Below are 19,371 nucleotides of genomic sequence, written 5' to 3'. Positions count from 1 at the left end.
ATAAGTTAAGCCATAACACGCGGTATCATTGGCCGCGTGTTTAAATGAATCTTGGTTAAAATGACTAAAAACGCTTAAAGCATGGGACGAAACTTAGCCGCATCAATTATCGACCATAAGTGCGCTATGGCAGCGACAATAGCCGGGATCACTAACCAAAAGGTGGCATAACCCACAGCACAAATAACAAAAAACACGATAGCCGCTAAAATACGGCCTTGGACCAGCTGCCCTAACCCGGGGATAAACACATTACACAAGGCGGCGATAACGTTGCCACCTGAGCCCTGACCTGCCATAACGTACTCCTGACGAATGATTTTTACTGTTGTTGAATTTATTGTTTTAACGCTGCCACAAACTGTTCGCTTTGTTTAATTGCAGTATTCATCTCAGCAATCAGTCTGTTAATGTCTTTTTGAATAGAATTAAACTCACCTTTTAACGCCCCAATCGCTTTGGCGTTTAGGTTATGCTTTAAATACAGAGTGTTATCTTGCAGTGACGCCAGCACAGGCTGCATGCTGTCTTCGGCGCGGCGCATGGTTTTCAGTAAACTGGTGTACTGGCGTTTCGTGGCAGCCAGCTTAAGCGCACTGTCGCGTTTCAGTTTATCGTTGCTGTAAAGATCCAGCTCATCTTGCCACTCGTCAAATAAGGCATCGGCTACCGATTCGATACTGTCGATGCGGCCACTTACCTCTGCAGCGGCTTTGCTACAGGCCTGAAACTCGCTGTCGGTCGCTTCATACATACGCTGTAAGTCGCCACCATCGAACTTTATTAAGCTGCTGAACTGTTCTAGCGCTGACTTAAACTGTTGCTGCGCCTCTTGCTGCGATTGCTGCGCTTCTTCTACCCGATCAACTAAAATATCGCGCTTATGCACGCCAACCTTTTCCATCGCCGAATAATAGGCGCTTTGACAGCCCGTTAAAGTAAAGAAAAGGGGCAAAATTAACCATAGATAACGCATAAGATCAGTCCTTTGCAAAAACCAGACATCTGATAATAACCACTAAACGTGATTTGAACAAATCTTAAGTCTGCTTACTTTGGCATAACGCTTTTAATTTGCCAACACTGCGGCATATTCGTTTTGAAACGTATAAGCTTTACCCTGCATCTTACAAGGCCTAATGCTTTTAATTTGCCCCCCTTAATGAAAGAAAAAGGTCAATGAACAGCTGTTTTAGGCTATAGTTTAATTCTGAGTACAACAATTTAAACAGCGGGATGGATTTATGTTAAAAAAGGTAAGCTTTTTAGCTCTTTTTTTATTCGCGATGACCAGTTATTCGGCTAATGCATTACTAATAAAAGTTGATTTTACCTCTACCTCGACTGATATGTGGGGAAACACCACATCTGCTTTCGACGTTACCCAAGCAGGATTCGCAGCAAGCACCTTTAATTCATTAACGGATGCCATCATGACAGCCGTTCGAAATGATTTTTACAATAGTAGTCTTTATGGCTTTATCAGCAACGATAAACAATTAAATATTGATTTTATAAAAGCAGCTGTCACTGACGATGTATCCGCTATCGATCCGAACAACTATACAATTCAAGTAGGATCACGATTATCTTCAAGCCCTTTTAATGGGCTCGGCGTAGCATGTTATACCTGTGTTTCTCGCTCAACAATTGCGCCAAACACTATTTTTGGGTCGATCTTTTCTAATAACATTTTTTCTGCCCTTACCATTAATGCAGGTTTCTCTTGGGATACTAACGAAGCCGTTAATGCGATTGCAGGAACCTTATCACATGAAATTGGGCATGGCTTAGGATTAGCTCATCCAACGCTAGCGCAACCTAACCCTGGCGAATCAGCATGGGGCTTAATGGCAACTGGAGCGGCTCCCTCTAATATGCCTAATGGCGAAAGGTTAAAAGATAGAGCCTTTAGCTATGAGAATATGGGAATTTTAGTCAATAACTTAGGTGAAAGATCAGCAGCGGTATCAGAACCCCCTGCAATAATCTTGTTTTTATCTGCCTGCTTAATGCTGTTTTTCCAATTAAGAAAGAAAAATAATCAAGCTAGTTTAATGGGTTAATCACCACATCACTTGGGCTATTTAATTTAAATAGCCCCGTTTCTATTTCTTTAGTAAGAAACCAAGTACCTTTCATACCTACCTCAACGTTAATATCTTGGCTATTCAACATCCCATAAGGCCAATAATAACCCACTGACACTAATATAAATTCAGCGTTCGAATTGCCTTTGCTGATATTTTGAATTGCAAGAATAGCGACCTTTCGCTCGTACAAATCTTCTGAAAACTTTAGCGGTACTAAACTGAGAACCTCAGCACTCACAATTAAAACAGCCTGCTGTTCGCGCTCTTCGATTGTTAGATAAAGCTCATCAGCGGCACTATTCCCGTTAAATAAAATAATAACAAAAAGTAGTGTTCTCAATAGGTAAGGTACTTTCATTAATTCTCTCGTATGAATTTTATGCTTAAGCGCTATCGATAAAAGCTTAACGAGCTTAATTTGATAGCAAAACTGCATAACACATTTAAAAAATTCAGTTTTCTCAGAGCAGAAAATAGCGAGTTTTGAAGTTAACTTAAACGGCTTCACTAACCATCTGCCACCCATCAAACGTTGAAAGCGCCCTTAAACTTTGGCGTAACGACTTTAATTTCCCAACATAGCGGCATATCCGTTTTAAAACGTGTTGTGGCTTCACAATACCATTTTTAAGCCCTTCCCCCGTGAGGGATGTTAGCAAAGCGCCGACGCAGCGCCACTAACACTAACAACCAAAGTGCCGACAGGTTACTGCTACCGCCGCCTGAACTGCTGTTACTTTCGGCGTTGCCCCCCGATGCTGGAGCACTAGAGGCGTTAATAGTGACACTGACACTATTATTGGTGCCAATCACTTGGCTGTTGCCCGTTAAGCGCACGGTAAAAGTTTCAGCAGGTTCGGCAAGCAAATCGGCTGTGGCAGCAACATTAATGGTTTTACTCAGCTCACCATTGGCAAACACCACTTCACGGTTTATTGGGGTAAAATCGTCAGCAGTGGCACTGCCAGCTTCAGCCAACACCGTAACGCTAATTTGACCGTCGGCACCATTTGTACGATTAAGCGTTAAATTGGCATTCTGGCCTTCGGATAATTGCAACGTGTTTTGTGAAAAGTTAATCACACCGGGATTACCCATGTCATCTGAGGTTATCGTCACGGTTTGCGATGTGGCATTGCTGGCAATACTCACGCCATAAGGGTGAATTAACTCTACAACAAACACCTCATCCTGCTCAAACACCGCATCTTGGAAGGTTGCTACGGTCACTTGGCTTGTGGTGTTGCTGCCATCAAAGTAGACACTTTTAAGCGTAGACTGAAAATCGGTGAGATCGGCAGTCGCTTTGCGCGTAATTAACTGCACAACATCACCTAAGGCGGCGCCTGACCAGTTGACTTCAACGATTAACGTTTGCCCTTCGTTGATAACCGCACTTGGCAAAGATAAGGCAACAGTGCCTGAAGCAGCTTTAGCGGGTTTATTGTTAGCAAAGGGCCGCTGACGATTAGGAATAAGACTGACAATGGCTTCTTTATAAGCTCGTGCGGCATCCGCTTCTTCATTTACCCCACAGGATACGCCTTGGCTGTTGCTTACTAAAGGCGATGAAAAAAACCCTTCGCTGCGATTACCATTAGCACTTTTCATAATACTGTCAAAGTTACCACAGGTGCTACCGCGAGCGAATGGCGCAGCTAAAAGCGTGCGCTCAGCCGTGGTGTAACTATTATAACTTTCTGTATCATGAATAAAACCATCGTTGTGTCCTAGCTCGTGCGCTAAGGTACGGTCAGCTAAACCGAGCCCAACCGGAGAGACCCAAGAATATTTACCGCTGACTTCAGCCAAACCAATAGAGGCGACAATATCCGGGTAATAACGGTTAAGTGCCACGACATAAGAGGTATCGTAGTAAAAACTAAAATCATAGGTTCTGTTGAAATACACACTGCGCAAATTATTAAGCCGTTCTTCGCGCTCCGCTTTATCGTCGTAAGCTAAATCTGTGGGTATCGCCACCACCCCCGCAATTCTGCGGCGCAATGGAATATCTTGACGACGAAAACTGTCATTATTAATCTTCACTGCCCCTTCGACATAAGCAAGCAGCTGCTCAACATCATTCTGAAAGTAATCCAGCATGTCGTTTGAGTAGAAAAACACCACATCATGCACTAGAGCTTCCGATTCTAAATGCGTTAGCGCCGGATAGGTAAAGCCGTTTGACTGCAATAACAGCGGTGGCGAATTAACATCAAGTGTACGATCAGGATAAGACTCGGCAAAAGCCATGACCGACGATAGCGCTAACAGCGAAAAACTGAGGGTCTTTAGCATAAAATACGTTTCCTAAGTTGTTTATTCACAGAAGGAAACGTGGTCGCTCAGCGAACCTGCTCCTTAACAGATGCGTCATACTCAACTTGTACAACTATGCCGTTTATTCAAGGCGACGGCTCAAGCCTATTTATAAAACGCTAACCCCTACTGCATCGGATCAAACAAACAATGACCAACAGCCATTTGAGCGATAAAGCAAGAGCGTAGCTATGATGAAATCTCGGCAGATAATTAAAAAATAAAGTATAGCTCATCGCATCACAAAGAGGCGTTAATCGTGTTTTGAACGCAGCAACTTCAGAGCGCGCTTGGCACAACCAAACCTTATAAGCTTGTTACCGCTACAAAGCCATTTAGCTGCATTAGCGCTGATATTGCTGGGTGTTGGGTATTAACTGTCGATTTGCTTGATTAATTTTGCAACATGTTCAATTTTTTGAACCGTATCTTTTACTAATACCTTAATTTCATTAGATGAATCTTTTGAGTTCCCCGCCAAGTTTCTTACTTCATCGGCAACAACGGCGAAACCACGCCCTACCTCACCAGCACGAGCCGCTTCAATTGCTGCATTTAAAGCCAATAAATTGGTTTGCTCAGAAATACCATTGATAGTAGCAACAATATTACTGATGGTTTGACTGGTTTTAACCAAGCTCTCCATAGAAACTTGTGTTTCATTAACAGCTCTTTTGCGGATACTGACATCTATAGCAAAAAAGACCAAACGCCCTATCTCACCCGAAAAACTGCGTAATACACACATCCGTGCATCAAATGCTTTAAAGTTACTACCATGACCTACTTCAAATAGTTTCGAAACATAACCTTCTTTTTCAAGTGAGGCTTGTTCTTCTTGGCTTAACGCTTTAAAAACATGTGGTGCAAATTCTGACACTGACATTAGGCCTTTTAATGTGTCAGTGAGTAAATGATTTGCCTCAATCAATTCACCTTGTGGCGTAATCTCCATAATGCAAAGCGCTTCACCAATAGCATTAAGTCTGTTGGTAAAATCTAACGCCATTTGTTTCACTTTAGTAATATCAGCCTGAACGGCGATAAAATTCACTAACACGCCATCGATGATTACAGGGTTAATCGATAATGACGTCCAGTATGGCTTACCATCTTTTCTATAATTCAAAACTTCATCGTAAAATGGCGTGCGTTCGCGCAAGTGCTTTCTAATGGTGTTGATAGTCTCTGGATTGGTTTCTTTACCTTGCAAAACCTTTCCAGGTTTTTTGCCTTTCACTTCTGCTAAGGTATAACCAGTCAATCGCACAAAGCCATTGTTAACGTATTCAATGAGGCCATCAGCATCACTGATAATTACCGCATTATCTGTCTCATTTGCGACAAGAGACAACATTCGCTGCATCTCTCTTTTTTCTACTTCTTCGGTTACATCACGTAAAAAAGCCGTGTATAAGGTGCGGCCGCCTAATTTAACTCTCGACAGTGATAGGCTTCCCCATAAAGTGCTGCCATCTTTACGAAAAATTTCTACTTCTCGGCTCGTGCCAACAATTTTATCCTGACCCGTTTTTCGGTTAGCGTTTACAAAATCATCATGTCTAGATTGAATGGCTTGCGGCACCAACATTCTGACGTTTTGCCCAAGAACTTCAGCACGTTGATATCCCCACAACTTTTCAGCAGCAGAATTATAAAAGGTAATATTATTGTTCTCATCAATTGACACAACAGCGTCTAAGGCTTGTTCAAGTATTTGCTCGACCGTTAGACGAGCCTCACGCTCGGCACTGACATCTCTGACAAAAGCGGTGTAATGTTTTTTACCACCAACCATCACTTGTGATAAAGAAAGCTGAACCCAAATCCGCTTACCGGCTTTTGTTTCTAGCTCGACTTCTCGCGAGCTACCCACAATTTTATTTTGGTCTGTGGTGCGATGATGATTTACGTAAGAATCATGGTTTGATTTATGTTCTTGCGGGACTAATATTCTGATGTTTTTGCCCAGCACTTCGTTTGGTTCATAGCCCCAAAGCTTCTGTGCAGCCGCATTATAAAAAGTAATATTATTTTTCTCGTCAATGGTAACAATTGCAATAATGGCTTGCTTTAACGCTTGTTCTGCAGCTGAGGTGGTAAAATTAAACATATGATTATCCTAAGCACTGAAATAATACGATAGTTAAATTTAAGGTGTGGAAAAGACAATTCATCAAGAGCAAAGAAGTTTAAACATGTTAAGTGTAGCAGCTGTTATTAAAAGGGGATGAAAATAATGCTTAGGCTAATTAGTCAGTTATAACAACAAGGCTTTATAGCCGACTGACATAGCATCAGGCCTTAAATTTTGCCTTAATACAGCACTTTTTTTCATATACCATCTGTTCTATAAGTTTTTGCTTTGACACCATTCAACGTTTAAAACCTAACCTTATCAGCGTAATCAAGCGAAAAAGCAAAACCTGTGCAGCTTTATCAGTTTAGCTGCACAAGTAAAAGCCCATCCGTTACTCAAATTGCTCCGCATTCTCTAGCTCGGTTTTCAAGCGCTTGTTTTCATCGGCTCTTGGTTTGGCAAAACGTGCTAAGGCTAGGTACAACACCGGTGTCAAATACAGCGTGAATAACACCGCAATGCCTAAACCACCGAAGACCACCCAACCAATGGCGTTGCGCGCTTCAGCGCCCGCGCCGGTAGATAAAATCAAGGGTAAAGCACCCAATAAAGTAGAAAGCAGCGTCATGGTGATGGGGCGTAAGCGAATACTGGCCGCACGCTCTACCGCTTGGCGCACATTAAGACCTTGGTCACGCAACTGATCAGCAAACTCAACCAACAAAATGGCATTTTTCGCTAATAAGCCAATCAGCATCACCAAGCCTATTTGCGAGTAAATGTTGATCGAGGTGCCGGTTAAAAACAGCGCGAATAACGCTGCGGCAATACCAAAGGGAACCGTAGCCATGACCACTACGGCACTATTCACACTTTCAAACTGCGCGGCTAATACCAACAACACGATGACAAAAGCCAGCACATAGGTCATGGTGACTTCGCGGGCCGTTTCCTCGAACGTTTGTGCTTCACCCAAAAAGATTAAGCCAATATTATCGGGTAAATGTTGCTCCGCCAACTCACGCAACTGCGCTACCGCTTCTTGCAGCGGCAATTCTGGTGGTAACTCCAAATCAAGCTCAATAGCACGACGCTGCGCTTGGCGTTCAAGCTCAGCGGCAACGCCCTCTTCAGAAATAGAAGCCAAGCTTGATAACGGCACTAAGCCACCATCCCGAGAACCCACATATAAATTCGCCAGATCAGACGGATCATTTATTTTCGAAGTTTGCGCTTGCAAGATAATCGGTACAGCTTGATCGCCAACATTTAAGTCGGCTAAGTCATCGCCATTAATCGCTACTCTTAAGGTGGTGGCGATATCCGATAACGGCACACCTAATTCTTGCGCCCGACGTCGGTCAATGTTCACTCTAAGCTGAGGCTGGGTCGGTTGATACGAAATTCGTGGCATACCCAGTTCGGGGATCTGCTGCTGGATCACATTGGCAAACGCTTGGGCTGCAGCAAAGATTTCACTGTAGCTTTGCCCAGTTAAAGCCAATTCCAGCCCACCGCCTTGGCCACGTAAATTCAAACTGTTTGAACCAAAAGCCCGCGCTGGCGCACCCGGTATCGCAGCCAATGGCCCACGGATCTCATTAATAATCTCTTGTTGTGAACGCTTACGCTCATCCCAGTGTTTTAATGGCACCGTAATGAAGGTGAGGTTAGGATCCCACTGGCCGACAACCGTATAAATAGAATCGATATCACCACCGTTGACATAAGGCAGCAAAATATCTTCCATTTTATCCGCTTGGCGATCCATAAAATTCAAGCCCACACCATCAGGGCCACGGGCAAAAACACGGATGCTACCGCGATCTTCTGTGGGAAGCAGCTCGTTATCCAGCACATTAACAACACTCAGTGCGGCTGTTGCAGCAAGCACGCTGGCTAAAAATACCCACCATGCCTTATCTAAGGCAAAATGTAAGGTGCGTTGATAACCCTGCAAAATTTTGTTACCGAACGTCGCTAAACGCGATTGACCGCCTGATTTAATGGGCAACCTCGCAGTTAGTGCGGGCACCAGTGATAACGCCACAAAAGACGAAATAATCACTGCGATAGCCAAAACACCACCAAATTCGCGGAATAACTGACCAGCGGTAGAAGGTAAAAAAGCGATAGGCACAAACACCGCCACTAATACAGCAGTGGTGGCCACCACAGCAAAGAACACTTCACGCGTGCCAATAACGGCGGCAGCGCGCGCGCCCAACCCCATAGCTCGACGCCGCTGAATGTTTTCGGTTACCACTATTGCATCGTCCACAATCAAACCCGTGGCTAAAACAAGTGCAAGCAAGGTTAAGATATTAATTGAAAAACCCATTAACCAAATGGCTGCTAAAGCCCCGATCAGCGACACAGGGATCGACAAAGCCGGAACGATGGTGGCACGGCCAGAGCCGATAAACAGCCACAAGGTGGCAATAACCATTAAGATGGTCAGCACCAAAGAGGTCAACACTTCTTTCACCGAGCTGCGGATAAACTCGGCATCATCTGAGGTCACTTGTAACTCTAAATCAGGGAAGCGGTTTTCCAGTTGCTTCACCATGGCTAACACTTCGTCTGAGATCTCAATAGTATTGGAGCGAGCCTGTCGGATCACCCCTAACCCAATCACCGGTTTACCATCTAGCCGAACTAAACTGCCTGCATCTGCCGGGCCAAAATACACGGTGGCCACATCGCCAATTCGGGTGTTACCACTGACAATAATATCGGCAATTTGCTCTGCGGTAATCGACGTAGCATCTGCGCGCACAATAAGCTGCTGATCGGTGGATTTCATGCTGCCCGCAGGCACATCAAAAGGCGCTAAGCGCAGTGCTGCAGCCACGTCAGTAACCGATAAATTAAAACTGGTTAAACGCAGTGGGTCGAGTAAAACGCGCAGCACGCGTTCGCGGTCGCCATTTAAGCGTACGTCAGCCACACCCGGAATACTTAAAAACATCGGTGCTAAATCCGTTTCAACGCGTTCGGTTAAGCTTTCCAGATCCAAGGTTTTACTCGACACGGCTAAACTCACCACCGACTCCGCATCATTATCCGCTTTGATAATGGCTAAACGTTCCACACCATTCGGTAATTCGCGCTGCACTCGACTGACAGCTTCACGCGTTTCATTGGCGGCGTCATCTAAATTAGTACCGGGTCTAAACTCAACCCGAATGCGAGAACTGCCCTCTTCGCTTGAGGCATTTATAGATTTAACACCACTGACCCGTGCCACTGCCCCTTCAAGCTTACTGGTGACTTCGGTATCCACGGTTTCTGGCGAACCGCCTGGGTAAGCGGCCGTTACGGACACTATTGGTCTGTCAACATCGGGTAATTCTCGTACTTCAATGGCATTCAACGCCGCTAAACCCGCGATGATAATCAGCAGATTTAACACCACTATTAATACTGGGCGGCGAATCGATAACGACGGTAAATCGTTCTGGATATTCGGCTGGCTCATAAGACACTGCCCTCGGTAGCAACAGCGGTTACTGCCTGGCCATTGCGTAAGCTCTGCACGCCTTCAACGATCAGCATATCACCGGCGTTTAAGGCGCCCGCGACTAATAAACGGCCGCTGAGTCGCTGCATAATTTGTACATCAACCCGCTCCGCTTTGTTATCTTGCATGAGCCAGACATAAGCGCTGGTTGCTCCCCACAGTAGCGCGGCTTCTGGCACCACGGCGTAGCTATCACCCTTCAACTCTAAAATCACTCGAAAGCTCATACCTGGCCGATACTGGTCTTGGGCGTTATCAAGCAGGGCTCTGGCACGAATGCTACGATTGGCGGTATCGATACGTGAATCCACTTGGCTGATTACCGCCGCTATCGTTTCGCCTTGCGATAACCAAGGCTGTAAAGACACTGAACCCTGAGCCGATAAAATGGGTAAGGCGGCTTCTGGCGCCACAAAATTAACCAGTAATTGTTCACGATTATCTAAAGTGGTGATCGGAGTTTGCAAGGTGATGCGATCACCGGCTTCGACATCCGTAAGCCCTACTACGCCGCTAAAGGGTGCGCGTACCGTTCGATCTTCAAGATTGGTTTTGGCTTCGGCCATTTGTACTTTTAATAAGTCGCGGTTAGTAATAGCGTCATCTAAATCACTTTGCGCGATAGCGCCTCGCTGGCGACTTTCTTGTAAACGGTTAACGGTGCGCTCGGCATCCGCTAATTGGATTGTGGCACGATCCACGGCGACTTGTTGCCGGCGATCGTCTAATTGCAGCAACACATCACCCTGTTCAACGAACTGTCCGGGTAAAAAATTTACTGCAGTGACTTTATCGGCAACAGCAGGATAAATCACCACTGAGCGCACGGCCTCGGCTGTACCCACCGCTTCGATGCGGCTGCTTTGCTGCTCGAAACTCAATGGCAGAACAATGACTTGTGTAGCCTGCTCTCCCCTAGCTTGCTGTGCCTGTGCCGGGCTAAAAAAGACAATAGCCAAACTGACTATAATTAGCCGAAAAAGTGTCATGTGAAGTCCTTTGCATAATTAAGTTAACCCAGACGATACGCACTTTTTAACGGTGATGATCAAAAAAGGCTGTTTATACGCGATAAACAGCCTTTTTGAGGAGATAGCTGGTCAGTATGGTAATACTGGCTTAGCTCGCTTTGACTTGAGCAATCCAATTGTTGACGCGTTTCTCCAGCACCGCTAGCGGCAAGGCACCGCCACCAAGCACGGTGTCATGGAAAGCGCGAATGTCGAAACGCTCACCCAGTTGCTGCTGCGCGTGGCTACGTAATTCCAGTATTTTGATCATGCCAATTTTATAGGCGGTCGCTTGCCCAGGCCACACAATATAACGTCGAACTTCTGATCGCACCGCTTCGTTGGCTATCGGAGTTTTTGCTAAGAAGTATTCAATAGCCTCCTGCTCAGTCCAGCCTTTACTATGTAAACCGGTATCTACCACTAAACGCACTGCGCGCCATATCTCGGTAATTAAACGGCCAAAATCTGAATAAGGGTTTTCATAAGCGCCCATTTCTTTCGCTAACAATTCTGAATACAGCGCCCAACCTTCGACATAAGCGGTAAAACCGGTTTGGGTGCGGAAAGTCGGTACCGAGGTAAGCTCTTGTGCAATGGAGATTTGCATATGGTGGCCAGGGCTACCCTCATGATACGCGATGGCTTCCATTTCGTTTTTTGGCATGGCGCGCATATCAGATAAATGCGCGTAGTAAATGCCCGGTCTGGCACCATCAGGCGTGCCAGGAAAATAATGCTGCGCTGCGCCTGGCTGCTCACGAAATGCCTCTACCCGTTTCACGATCAATCCTGCCTTGGGTAAAATGCCAAAATACTCAGGTAATTTTTCTTCAATAAAAGCCAAATATTGCCGTGAGTCTGCTAGGTAGCCTTCCCGCCCTTCATCGGTATTGGGATAGTAAAATTGATCGTCTGCTTTAATAAATTTGAAAAAGGCCGCTAAATCACCGTCAAACCCCACCTGATCTTTAATGGCAATCATCTCTTTCGTCAGGCGTTCAACTTCATCTAGGCCAATCTGATGAATTTGCTCAGCGGTTAACGAGGTAGTAGTGGAAACGTTTAGCATGTAATCGTAATAAGCAACACCGTTTTCTTGCTTGCCCACACCCGTCGAAATCTCGTCGGTGTTGCTCACGTCCTCTGCTAACCATTGTTTTAATGCGGTATAAGCGGGTAAAAAATGCTGCTGCAGCGCCACTTTGGCATCATTGGTCAGTTGCTCGGCTTCTTTATCACTGAGTTTATCCGCGCTGGTCAGTGCGGCGATCTTCGCTTTTGCATCGCTCCACAATGGGATATCTTGCGGCGCATCGAGCAATGGCGCACCGGTGATCAAATTATCGATTTGCTCAATGATCCCTTCATAGGCAAAACGAGGCGCCCGAAAACCCTCTGCAGCATTGGCCTTGGTGCGCTCCAGTAATTGCATAATCGCTCGGCTGATGCCTTCGATACGCGACACATAGGCCTGCATATCTTCTTTGTTATCCACTTTGTGAAAATTAATCAGCATTTGTGGTAACAACGCATGCATACCTTGCATCTGGTTGAATACATAAGTGTTCTTGCGAAATTGCACGCCGTTTTTTGCTTGTTCGTACTGATAAACCCAGATGTCGTAAGAGGTTTGTGCTTCTAAATCAAGTTGGCTGTAATCAAAGCTGCTGGTCAGTTCTGCCACTGTAGCCGCTAACCAAGCCAATTGCGCCTCTTCTGCTGCGATTGAGACATCATCGACTTGGTTGTATAAGTCTTTGCGCCCCAACATGGTCAAACGTAATGGGCTTTGCTGTAACTGTTCTTCGTACTTTGTTTCAAACCACTGATTCAGTCGTGCAGTTTCAGAAATTTGTGGTTGTGCGGCAACGGTGTCCACAGTTTGACTCGTTTGTGTGGTTGGTGCTTCGCCACAACCGGCCAGAAAAGCGGCTAAACCTATAGCAATTAAAGACTTACGCATGGTTAAAATCCTTGTTGAGGAGCTGATGTCCTCTCAAGACTAACGCGTATAAGCCGGTTAGTCTAAAGAATTTGTGTTGCAGAGTGTTGCGAGAAAGGTGCTGAGCCTTGCTCTGGCGATAACAAAGGGCTGCGCCTGACGGCAAACAGCCTAAAGCCCCGTTTAATACTTGGCAATGTCGGGTAAGTCGCCACTGTTACCCAGCGCAGCCGCCATCAGCTTTTGTTTTAAACCCGGTAGTTTATCGGCCAACAACAAGCCTGCACCACGTAATAATTTCAGTGCCGGTTGCTTGTTACTAAAACCCCGTTTAAAGGCTTCCATCGTGCCGATCATGCTTTGCGCTTCGGCTTTACGCCAGCGCTGATAGGCCAGTAATGCACGAGGTTCTGCCAAGGCTTTACCGCTTTGCAGTTGCTTTTCAATAATCTGCGCTAACGCGGCCACATCCATTAAACCTAAATTCATACCTTGGCCCGCCAAAGGGTGAATACTGTGCGCAGCATCGGCCACTAACACAACCCGCCCCCGCACCCACTCACTGGCATAACGCATCGTCAGTGGAAAAGCATGCCGCTCGCTCGTCAGGGTTAAACAGCCCAAGGCGCTTTGACTTGCTGCCGATAATGCCTGATTAAAGGCATTATTGTCTAAGGCCAGTAACTGCTCTGCCCGTGCCGTGTCGGCACTCCAAACAATAGAGCATTGCTGTGCATCGGGTAAGGGTAATAATGCTAGCGGCCCGGTGGGTAAAAATACCTGTCGCGCCACGCCTTGATGCGGTTCTTGGCAATGAATACGCGCCACAATCGCCTGCTGCTGATAATCCCAATGCGTTAACGGTAGCTGTTGCTGCTGCCGTACAAAAGAATTGACCCCATCAGCGCCCACCAGTAACTGACTTAATAAAATGTCACCGCTGGCGAGCTGCACTAATACTTCGCGCTCGGTTTGCGCCAACTGGCTAATCTTTGCTTGAAAGAAACACTGCACATTATTGTGTGTTTGTAGCTGCTGATATAACTGCTGGCGGATCCCTTCGTTATCGCAGATCCAACCGAGTTGCGGTAACTGCGGTGGATCTGCACTAAATTCAATACGTCCAAAACTATCCGCTTCCCACACAGCCATCGACGAGTAAGCCGCGGCTTGCGCCATAGTAGGGTCTGCCACACCTAAGTGATTGAGTAAACGCATCGAAGCCGGATTTAACGCACTGACGCGCTGATAGTTTAACTCGGCCGATGTCGGCGCAGCGCCTTGCTCTACCACCGCAATCTGTAAACCTAAGGGCGCCAATAACAATGCCAAAGTAAGCCCCGCACTGCCGCCACCGACGATAGTAATATCAAGATTTTGCATAAGAGGTTCCATAGCCCATGGTTTGCCGTGCTAATGGCTGTTTTAACTGATCATTCAGTAATAATGCTAACAACCCCACATTGCGCGCCAAGGCAATTAAACGAGAGCGATTCGAAAAGCTGCGCACCAGCGCATCAGTCAGTTGGATCACTTGCGCCATATCGGCTTGTCGCGCCAGTTGATAACGGCGTAACTGCGGGTAAGTGCCCACTTCGTCTAAAGTGCCGCTGGCAAGCAGATCGCTTAAAGAGGCAATGTCGCGTAAGGCTAAGTTAAAGCCCTGTCCGGCAATCGGGTGCAAGCTGTGTAAGCTATTACCAAGTAACGCCAACCGATGCCCGACCACTTGCGGGCTTTGTCGTAGCACCAAGGGATAACATGCTCGCTGACCACAGCCAGTAAATTGCCCTGCACGATAGCCAAAGGCTTGTTGTAATTTTGCCAAAAAATCAGGCTCAGACAAAGCCATTAACTGCTCGGCTTGCTCGGGGCTAACGGTCCAAACGACTGAATAGCGATTATCCACTAACGGCAGCAAAGCTAAAGGTCCATGCTCGGTAAAACGTTCATAAGCTTTGTGCTGATGGCGCTGAGCAATAGCCACATTACAAATGATCGCGGTTTGCTGATAAGGCTGTTCACTTTGGGTAATACCGGCAAGTTGACGAGTAGCCGATTGGCCACCTTCGGCAATGACCAGTAAACGAGCAGCAATAGCGCTGCCATCTTGTAAAGTCAGTTGTTGCTGCGCTTGACGGCTTTGCAGTTGACTAATTTGATTGGGTTGATAACGCGTAATTTGCGGATAGCACGACAACTTCGCCGTTAATACCACGCCTAGGTGTTCCACTTCGACAACTTGGCCTAATGCCGGTAACCGATATTCTGCAGCTGATAACCACGTTTTACCAAAATGGCCGCGATCGGATACGGCGATCTGTAAAATAGGGCAGCTGTGGCGGGCTAAATCCGCCCAAATACCTAATTGTTGCAGCTGTTCAACACTGGCTGCAGCCAAAGCAATACTGCGACTGTCAAAACTGGCTTGCGGTGCACTGGCCACTTGCTGCTCCACTATTGCAATAGACAGTTCAGGGCAACGCTGAGCTATGCTTAACGCCAGCATAGAGCCCGCCATACCGCCACCAGCAATAACCAGATCAAAGTTTGCTGCGCCCTGCGGGCTGGATGCCTGCTCTGGCGCGGCTGAAGGCTCTATGGTTTTCATGCAAGCACTTTTCCTAGCAAATTAGCCGGTTTATCAGATGAAACAGGCTTCACTTCATTAACTGCTCTATCTCGGTAAGGCTTTTTACACAGCTAGCAGTAAGGTTCTCGTAGCCATCAGCCGTTACCAAAATATTGTCTTCAATTCGCACGGCCAGCCCCCACCATTTTGCGGCGGCGGCACATCCGGCAGGAAAATACAGACCTGGTTCAATGGTTAACACCATACCAGCGACAAAAGGCCGATCTTGCCCCGCGATTTTATAAGCCCCGACGTCATGTACATCTAAACCTAGCCAATGACCAATACCGTGCATGAAGTATTGTTTACAGGCTTTTTGCTGAATAAGTTCAGTCAACTCACCTTGTAATATACCCAGCGCAACTAAGCCCGTGGTTAAGATTTGTTCCGCTAACGAGTTTAAATCGGCAAAGGTACAACCGGGTTTCACGGCAGCAATACACGCAAGCTGTGCGTCTAACACCAATTGATAAATGACTGCTTGCTCAGGTGTAAAACGCCCATTAACCGGAAAGGTACGGCTAATGTCGGCAGCATAACCTTGCCACTCACAGCCGGCGTCAATCAATACTAAGCTGTTATCTGCCAACTGACTGGCATTATCAACATAGTGCAAAATACAGCCATTTTCGCCACTGCCAACGATGCTATTGTACGCGGGGAAACGTGCACCGTGCATGGCAAATTCATGCAAAATCTCCGCTTCCAACTGATATTCCCAAGCACCAACCTGACAAAACCGCATCGCACGCTGATGCGCTTGGCTGCTGATCTGTGCCGCTTGCCGCATAATGTGCAACTCTTCCGGTTGTTTAACCAAGCGTTGTTCACTAATGAGCGGTCGTAAATCGTGCCATGCCGTCGGAGCACTGTCGCCACGCTTTTCACGCTGACGCAACACCGCCATGATCTCACTAATTTGCTGCTCTAAGCCTGGGTGTTCACCTAAATTAAGATATACCGCCGTTTTACCATTTAACGCCTGAGTAAGCTGTGTTTGCTGCTCGGTTTGACTACAGGCCTGAAGCCCCAGTGTTTTAAGCGCCGCTGCGGGGCCTAAGCGTCGACCTTGCCACATTTCAGCGAAAGCATCTTTGTCGCGGCACAGCAGTAAACTGGTGGTGTCAGCATCGGTTGCTTTGCTTAAAATCAGTAAGGCATCCGGCTCGTTAAAGCCAGTGTAATACCAAAAATCGCTATGCTGGCGAAAGGGATACTCGGTGTCACGACTGCGCGTTTGCTCTGAAGCCGCGGCGATAATCGCCACACTGTGCTCGGGTAGTTGCGCAAGCAGTTGTTGACGACGTTGCTGAAAATATTCGGGTAACATAAAGCCTCGGTTTGGGTCATCTGCCAAGCTGTATTTGGCCTAAGCGCACCTTTCGCTTAGCCTAAAACGCCCATCAACAGATTAATGCAGGGTTTTACTTACGGGGCCTTTATCTTGAAACTTTTGCCCGACATCGTTAAAGCAACTGAACACCATTAACCGAATATGTTCGAGTACCATGTAATAAGCTTCTTCGTTTTCTTCAGCACTGCTATCAGAGCTGGTGGTAAGATCCACTTTGGTCACTTCGGTCAATTGTTCTACCGCTTCGCGCACATCTTCTGACACTAAAGACAGATCCGTTTGCTGCACCGCAAAACCAACTAAAAAGGCTTGTGTCCATTCCACCATGGCTTCTAACCGTTCAACCAGGGCATCATCTTCGTTGGGCAGCAATAGTGCAAAATCGTATTCACCGCTTTGTAAACTAATGGCAGTATTGCTAATTAACTGCTGGACGTCGGCTTTTAGCGCTGCGGGTAAAGCCTGACCATCATTTAAAAAATCGTATAACACGGCTATGAAGTCAGCCGATTTCGCAGATAAGCCACCGCTGAGTAAACCACTCATTAAACCATGCAGCTCGGCGGCCGATGCCATCACATGGGCTTGCTCAAGCGCCTTACTCCAACGATCATAGCTGTGAATCAAAGAACCGGGCATAACACCCCTCGCCTAAAAAAATCAAAGTTACTTATGCTAACACCCCCACTCGTTTTGGCCAATACTGCAAAGGCTTACAGCGTATAGCTGCCTAAACAACCAGCAAACAAACCGGCAATTTATCGAATAATTTAGACAGCGCCGTTACGGATGTTATACTTAAACCGTTCTCTGGGTTGTTTGTGTGCTTGTTGACGTCCCTGAGCCGATAATTGTTTTACCTAGGGATGCTTTTGCGTTGCTTTTGTGCAGGCCCGGCTTGTACTGGGAAGCCTACGGTGACCATTGGCCTTCCGCCTTGAACCTTGGGTTCAAGGGCTTAAATAAGTTACGGCAACTTGGAGAACACTTACAAACCGCCTCAGGCTCAGCGGTTTGTCTTTGCCATTCCGATTTTGCGAGGCTGCAGCAAGACATGTTAAGTCGTCAGCAATTGCGTACAGAAATGCGACAGCGTCGCCAAGCCCTTTCTGCCGCAACCCAACATAGCGCCGCCCTTGCGCTCTGCCAGCAAGTCCTTAGTCAACCTGACATCATGTGCCAACAACACTTTGCTTTATACCTAAGCAACGATGCCGAAATTAATACCAGCCCATTAATCAACGCCTTACTCAACGCTAATAAACAGCTGTATTTACCGGTACTGCATCCTTTTGTCAGTGGCTATTTGTTATTTCAGCATTACTTGCCTTCAATGCCGATGCGAACAAACAAATTCGGTATTGCCGAGCCCGCTTGGCATTGCCAACACATTAAACCGGTGGCCGAGCTCGATGTTATTTTTACGCCCTTAGTCGCTTTCGATGATCGTGGCCAACGCTTGGGTATGGGCGGTGGTTTTTACGATCGTACGCTTGCGCCGTTAAATCATCTCGCTGCGCCAGCGCGCACACCGCAATTAATTGGTTTAGCGCATAATTGCCAGCAATGGCCTGAATTACCCATAGCGCCCTGGGATCAGCCCATGGCGGCTATCGCGACACCTTCACATTTTTGGCGTTTTAACGCCGACTGAGCAGACAGAGCAAAAGCAACACTGTCTTTTTTTAACACAGCCGATATAATATCCATCTGTATGGCTAAACGTATAAAGTAGATAAGCAATGACTCAAGATGAAATGAAACGAAATGCTGCCCGCTCAGCACTGGCTTTTATCCCTGAGAACTCGATTGTCGGTGTCGGTACCGGCTCTACCGTGAATCATTTTATCGATGCCTTAGCCGAGATTAAGCATAAAATCACTGGCGCTGTGTCTAGCTCGGAGCAATCCACAGCACGATTAACCGCGCTGGGTATTCCGGTGTTCGACTTAAATGACGTGGCGAGCTTTAATGTGTATATCGATGGCGCTGACGAAATTAACCCGCAGCGCCATATGATTAAAGGTGGTGGTGCCGCACTAACTCGAGAAAAAATTGTTGCCGCCGTAGCCGATACCTTTATATGTATTGTTGATAGCAGCAAGCAAGTAGACGTAATGGGCCGTTTCCCGTTACCGGTTGAAGTGATCCCAATGGCCAGCGCCTATGTTAGCCGCGAATTAAGCAAATTGGGTGGCAAACCGGTTTTACGCCAAGGCGTAATTACAGATAACGGTAATCAGATCATTGATGTACACGGCTTAGCCATCACCGATCCGCTGCAACTGGAACAACAACTAAACAATATTGTCGGTGTAGTCACCAACGGTATTTTTGCTCAGCGTAATGCCGATATCGTGCTTGTTGGCACAGCTAACGGCACCCAAACCTTAAAATAATAAAATGCAGCAC

At 46.6% G+C, this 19,371-nt stretch carries 15 protein-coding genes and 1 other RNA gene; 4 read left to right on the top strand and 12 right to left on the bottom strand.

Annotated features, from left to right (window positions below; translation table 11 throughout):
* Positions 1 to 74: 74 nt before the first annotated feature.
* Both JAO78_RS03425 and JAO78_RS03420 read right to left on the bottom strand, forming a co-directional pair.
* Entirely contained in the window at positions 75 to 299 is a 225-nt protein-coding gene (locus JAO78_RS03425; protein ID WP_226749937.1) for a hypothetical protein, read from the bottom strand.
* Positions 300 to 337: 38 nt separating this feature from the next.
* Positions 338 to 976 (bottom strand): DUF2959 domain-containing protein, encoded by a 639-nt coding sequence (locus JAO78_RS03420; RefSeq protein WP_226749936.1) that lies wholly within the window; start codon positions 974 to 976, stop codon positions 338 to 340.
* Positions 977 to 1,244: 268 nt separating this feature from the next.
* Between JAO78_RS03420 and JAO78_RS03415 the strand changes: the two genes are divergently transcribed.
* The gene (locus JAO78_RS03415) at positions 1,245 to 2,066 is read left to right on the top strand and encodes a zinc-dependent metalloprotease family protein (RefSeq protein ID WP_226749935.1); all 822 of its coding nucleotides are present in this window, start codon (positions 1,245 to 1,247) and stop codon (positions 2,064 to 2,066) included.
* Here JAO78_RS03415 and JAO78_RS03410 read toward each other — a convergent pair.
* The 10 genes from JAO78_RS03410 to JAO78_RS03365 form a co-directional block, all read right to left on the bottom strand.
* A complete protein-coding gene (locus tag JAO78_RS03410; RefSeq protein ID WP_226749934.1) occupies positions 2,050 to 2,451 on the bottom strand; it encodes a hypothetical protein in 402 nt (133 codons plus the stop codon). The two genes, JAO78_RS03415 and JAO78_RS03410, sit on opposite strands and share 17 nt — an antisense overlap.
* Positions 2,452 to 2,720: 269 nt before the next feature.
* On the bottom strand, positions 2,721 to 4,394 hold the full coding sequence (locus tag JAO78_RS03405) for a Calx-beta domain-containing protein (RefSeq protein WP_226749933.1): 1,674 nt from the start codon (positions 4,392 to 4,394) through the stop codon (positions 2,721 to 2,723).
* 394 nt (positions 4,395 to 4,788) lie between these two features.
* Positions 4,789 to 6,528 (bottom strand): PAS domain S-box protein, encoded by a 1,740-nt coding sequence (locus JAO78_RS03400; protein ID WP_226749932.1) that lies wholly within the window; start codon positions 6,526 to 6,528, stop codon positions 4,789 to 4,791.
* Positions 6,529 to 6,886: 358 nt separating this feature from the next.
* Complete coding sequence (locus JAO78_RS03395) at positions 6,887 to 9,976, bottom strand: efflux RND transporter permease subunit (RefSeq protein ID WP_226749931.1); 3,090 nt, start codon at positions 9,974 to 9,976, stop codon at positions 6,887 to 6,889.
* Complete coding sequence (locus tag JAO78_RS03390; RefSeq protein WP_226749930.1) at positions 9,973 to 11,007, bottom strand: efflux RND transporter periplasmic adaptor subunit; 1,035 nt, start codon at positions 11,005 to 11,007, stop codon at positions 9,973 to 9,975. Before JAO78_RS03390 ends, JAO78_RS03395 begins: the two co-directional genes overlap by 4 nt.
* A 130-nt stretch (positions 11,008 to 11,137) precedes the next feature.
* Positions 11,138 to 12,994 (bottom strand): DUF885 domain-containing protein, encoded by a 1,857-nt coding sequence (locus JAO78_RS03385; protein WP_226749929.1) that lies wholly within the window; start codon positions 12,992 to 12,994, stop codon positions 11,138 to 11,140.
* A 162-nt stretch (positions 12,995 to 13,156) separates the two neighbouring features.
* Entirely contained in the window at positions 13,157 to 14,356 is a 1,200-nt protein-coding gene (locus JAO78_RS03380; RefSeq protein ID WP_226749928.1) for an FAD-dependent monooxygenase, read from the bottom strand.
* A complete protein-coding gene (gene ubiH / locus JAO78_RS03375; protein WP_226749927.1) occupies positions 14,343 to 15,584 on the bottom strand; it encodes a 2-octaprenyl-6-methoxyphenyl hydroxylase in 1,242 nt (413 codons plus the stop codon). Before ubiH ends, JAO78_RS03380 begins: the two co-directional genes overlap by 14 nt.
* A 49-nt stretch (positions 15,585 to 15,633) precedes the next feature.
* A complete protein-coding gene (gene pepP / locus JAO78_RS03370) occupies positions 15,634 to 16,935 on the bottom strand; it encodes a Xaa-Pro aminopeptidase (protein ID WP_226749926.1) in 1,302 nt (433 codons plus the stop codon).
* Positions 16,936 to 17,016: 81 nt separating this feature from the next.
* On the bottom strand, positions 17,017 to 17,598 hold the full coding sequence (locus tag JAO78_RS03365) for a UPF0149 family protein (RefSeq protein ID WP_226749925.1): 582 nt from the start codon (positions 17,596 to 17,598) through the stop codon (positions 17,017 to 17,019).
* 165 nt (positions 17,599 to 17,763) lie between these two features.
* On the opposite strand from JAO78_RS03365, the gene ssrS reads away from it, so the two are divergent.
* The 3 genes from ssrS (at position 17,764) to rpiA (ending at position 19,358) form a co-directional block, all read left to right on the top strand.
* Positions 17,764 to 17,947: non-coding RNA, 6S RNA (gene ssrS / locus JAO78_RS03360), on the top strand.
* Between the two features lie 66 nt (positions 17,948 to 18,013).
* Positions 18,014 to 18,613, top strand: coding sequence for a 5-formyltetrahydrofolate cyclo-ligase (locus tag JAO78_RS03355; protein WP_226749924.1), 600 nt, complete (start codon positions 18,014 to 18,016; stop codon positions 18,611 to 18,613).
* Positions 18,614 to 18,701: 88 nt separating this feature from the next.
* The gene (gene rpiA / locus JAO78_RS03350; RefSeq protein ID WP_226749923.1) at positions 18,702 to 19,358 is read left to right on the top strand and encodes a ribose-5-phosphate isomerase RpiA; all 657 of its coding nucleotides are present in this window, start codon (positions 18,702 to 18,704) and stop codon (positions 19,356 to 19,358) included.
* Positions 19,359 to 19,371: the final 13 nt, after the last annotated feature.

Source organism: Alishewanella maricola, assembly GCF_016343785.1.
Lineage (GTDB): Bacteria > Pseudomonadota > Gammaproteobacteria > Enterobacterales > Alteromonadaceae > Alishewanella > Alishewanella maricola.
This window is presented reverse-complemented; position numbering and strand designations above follow the sequence as displayed.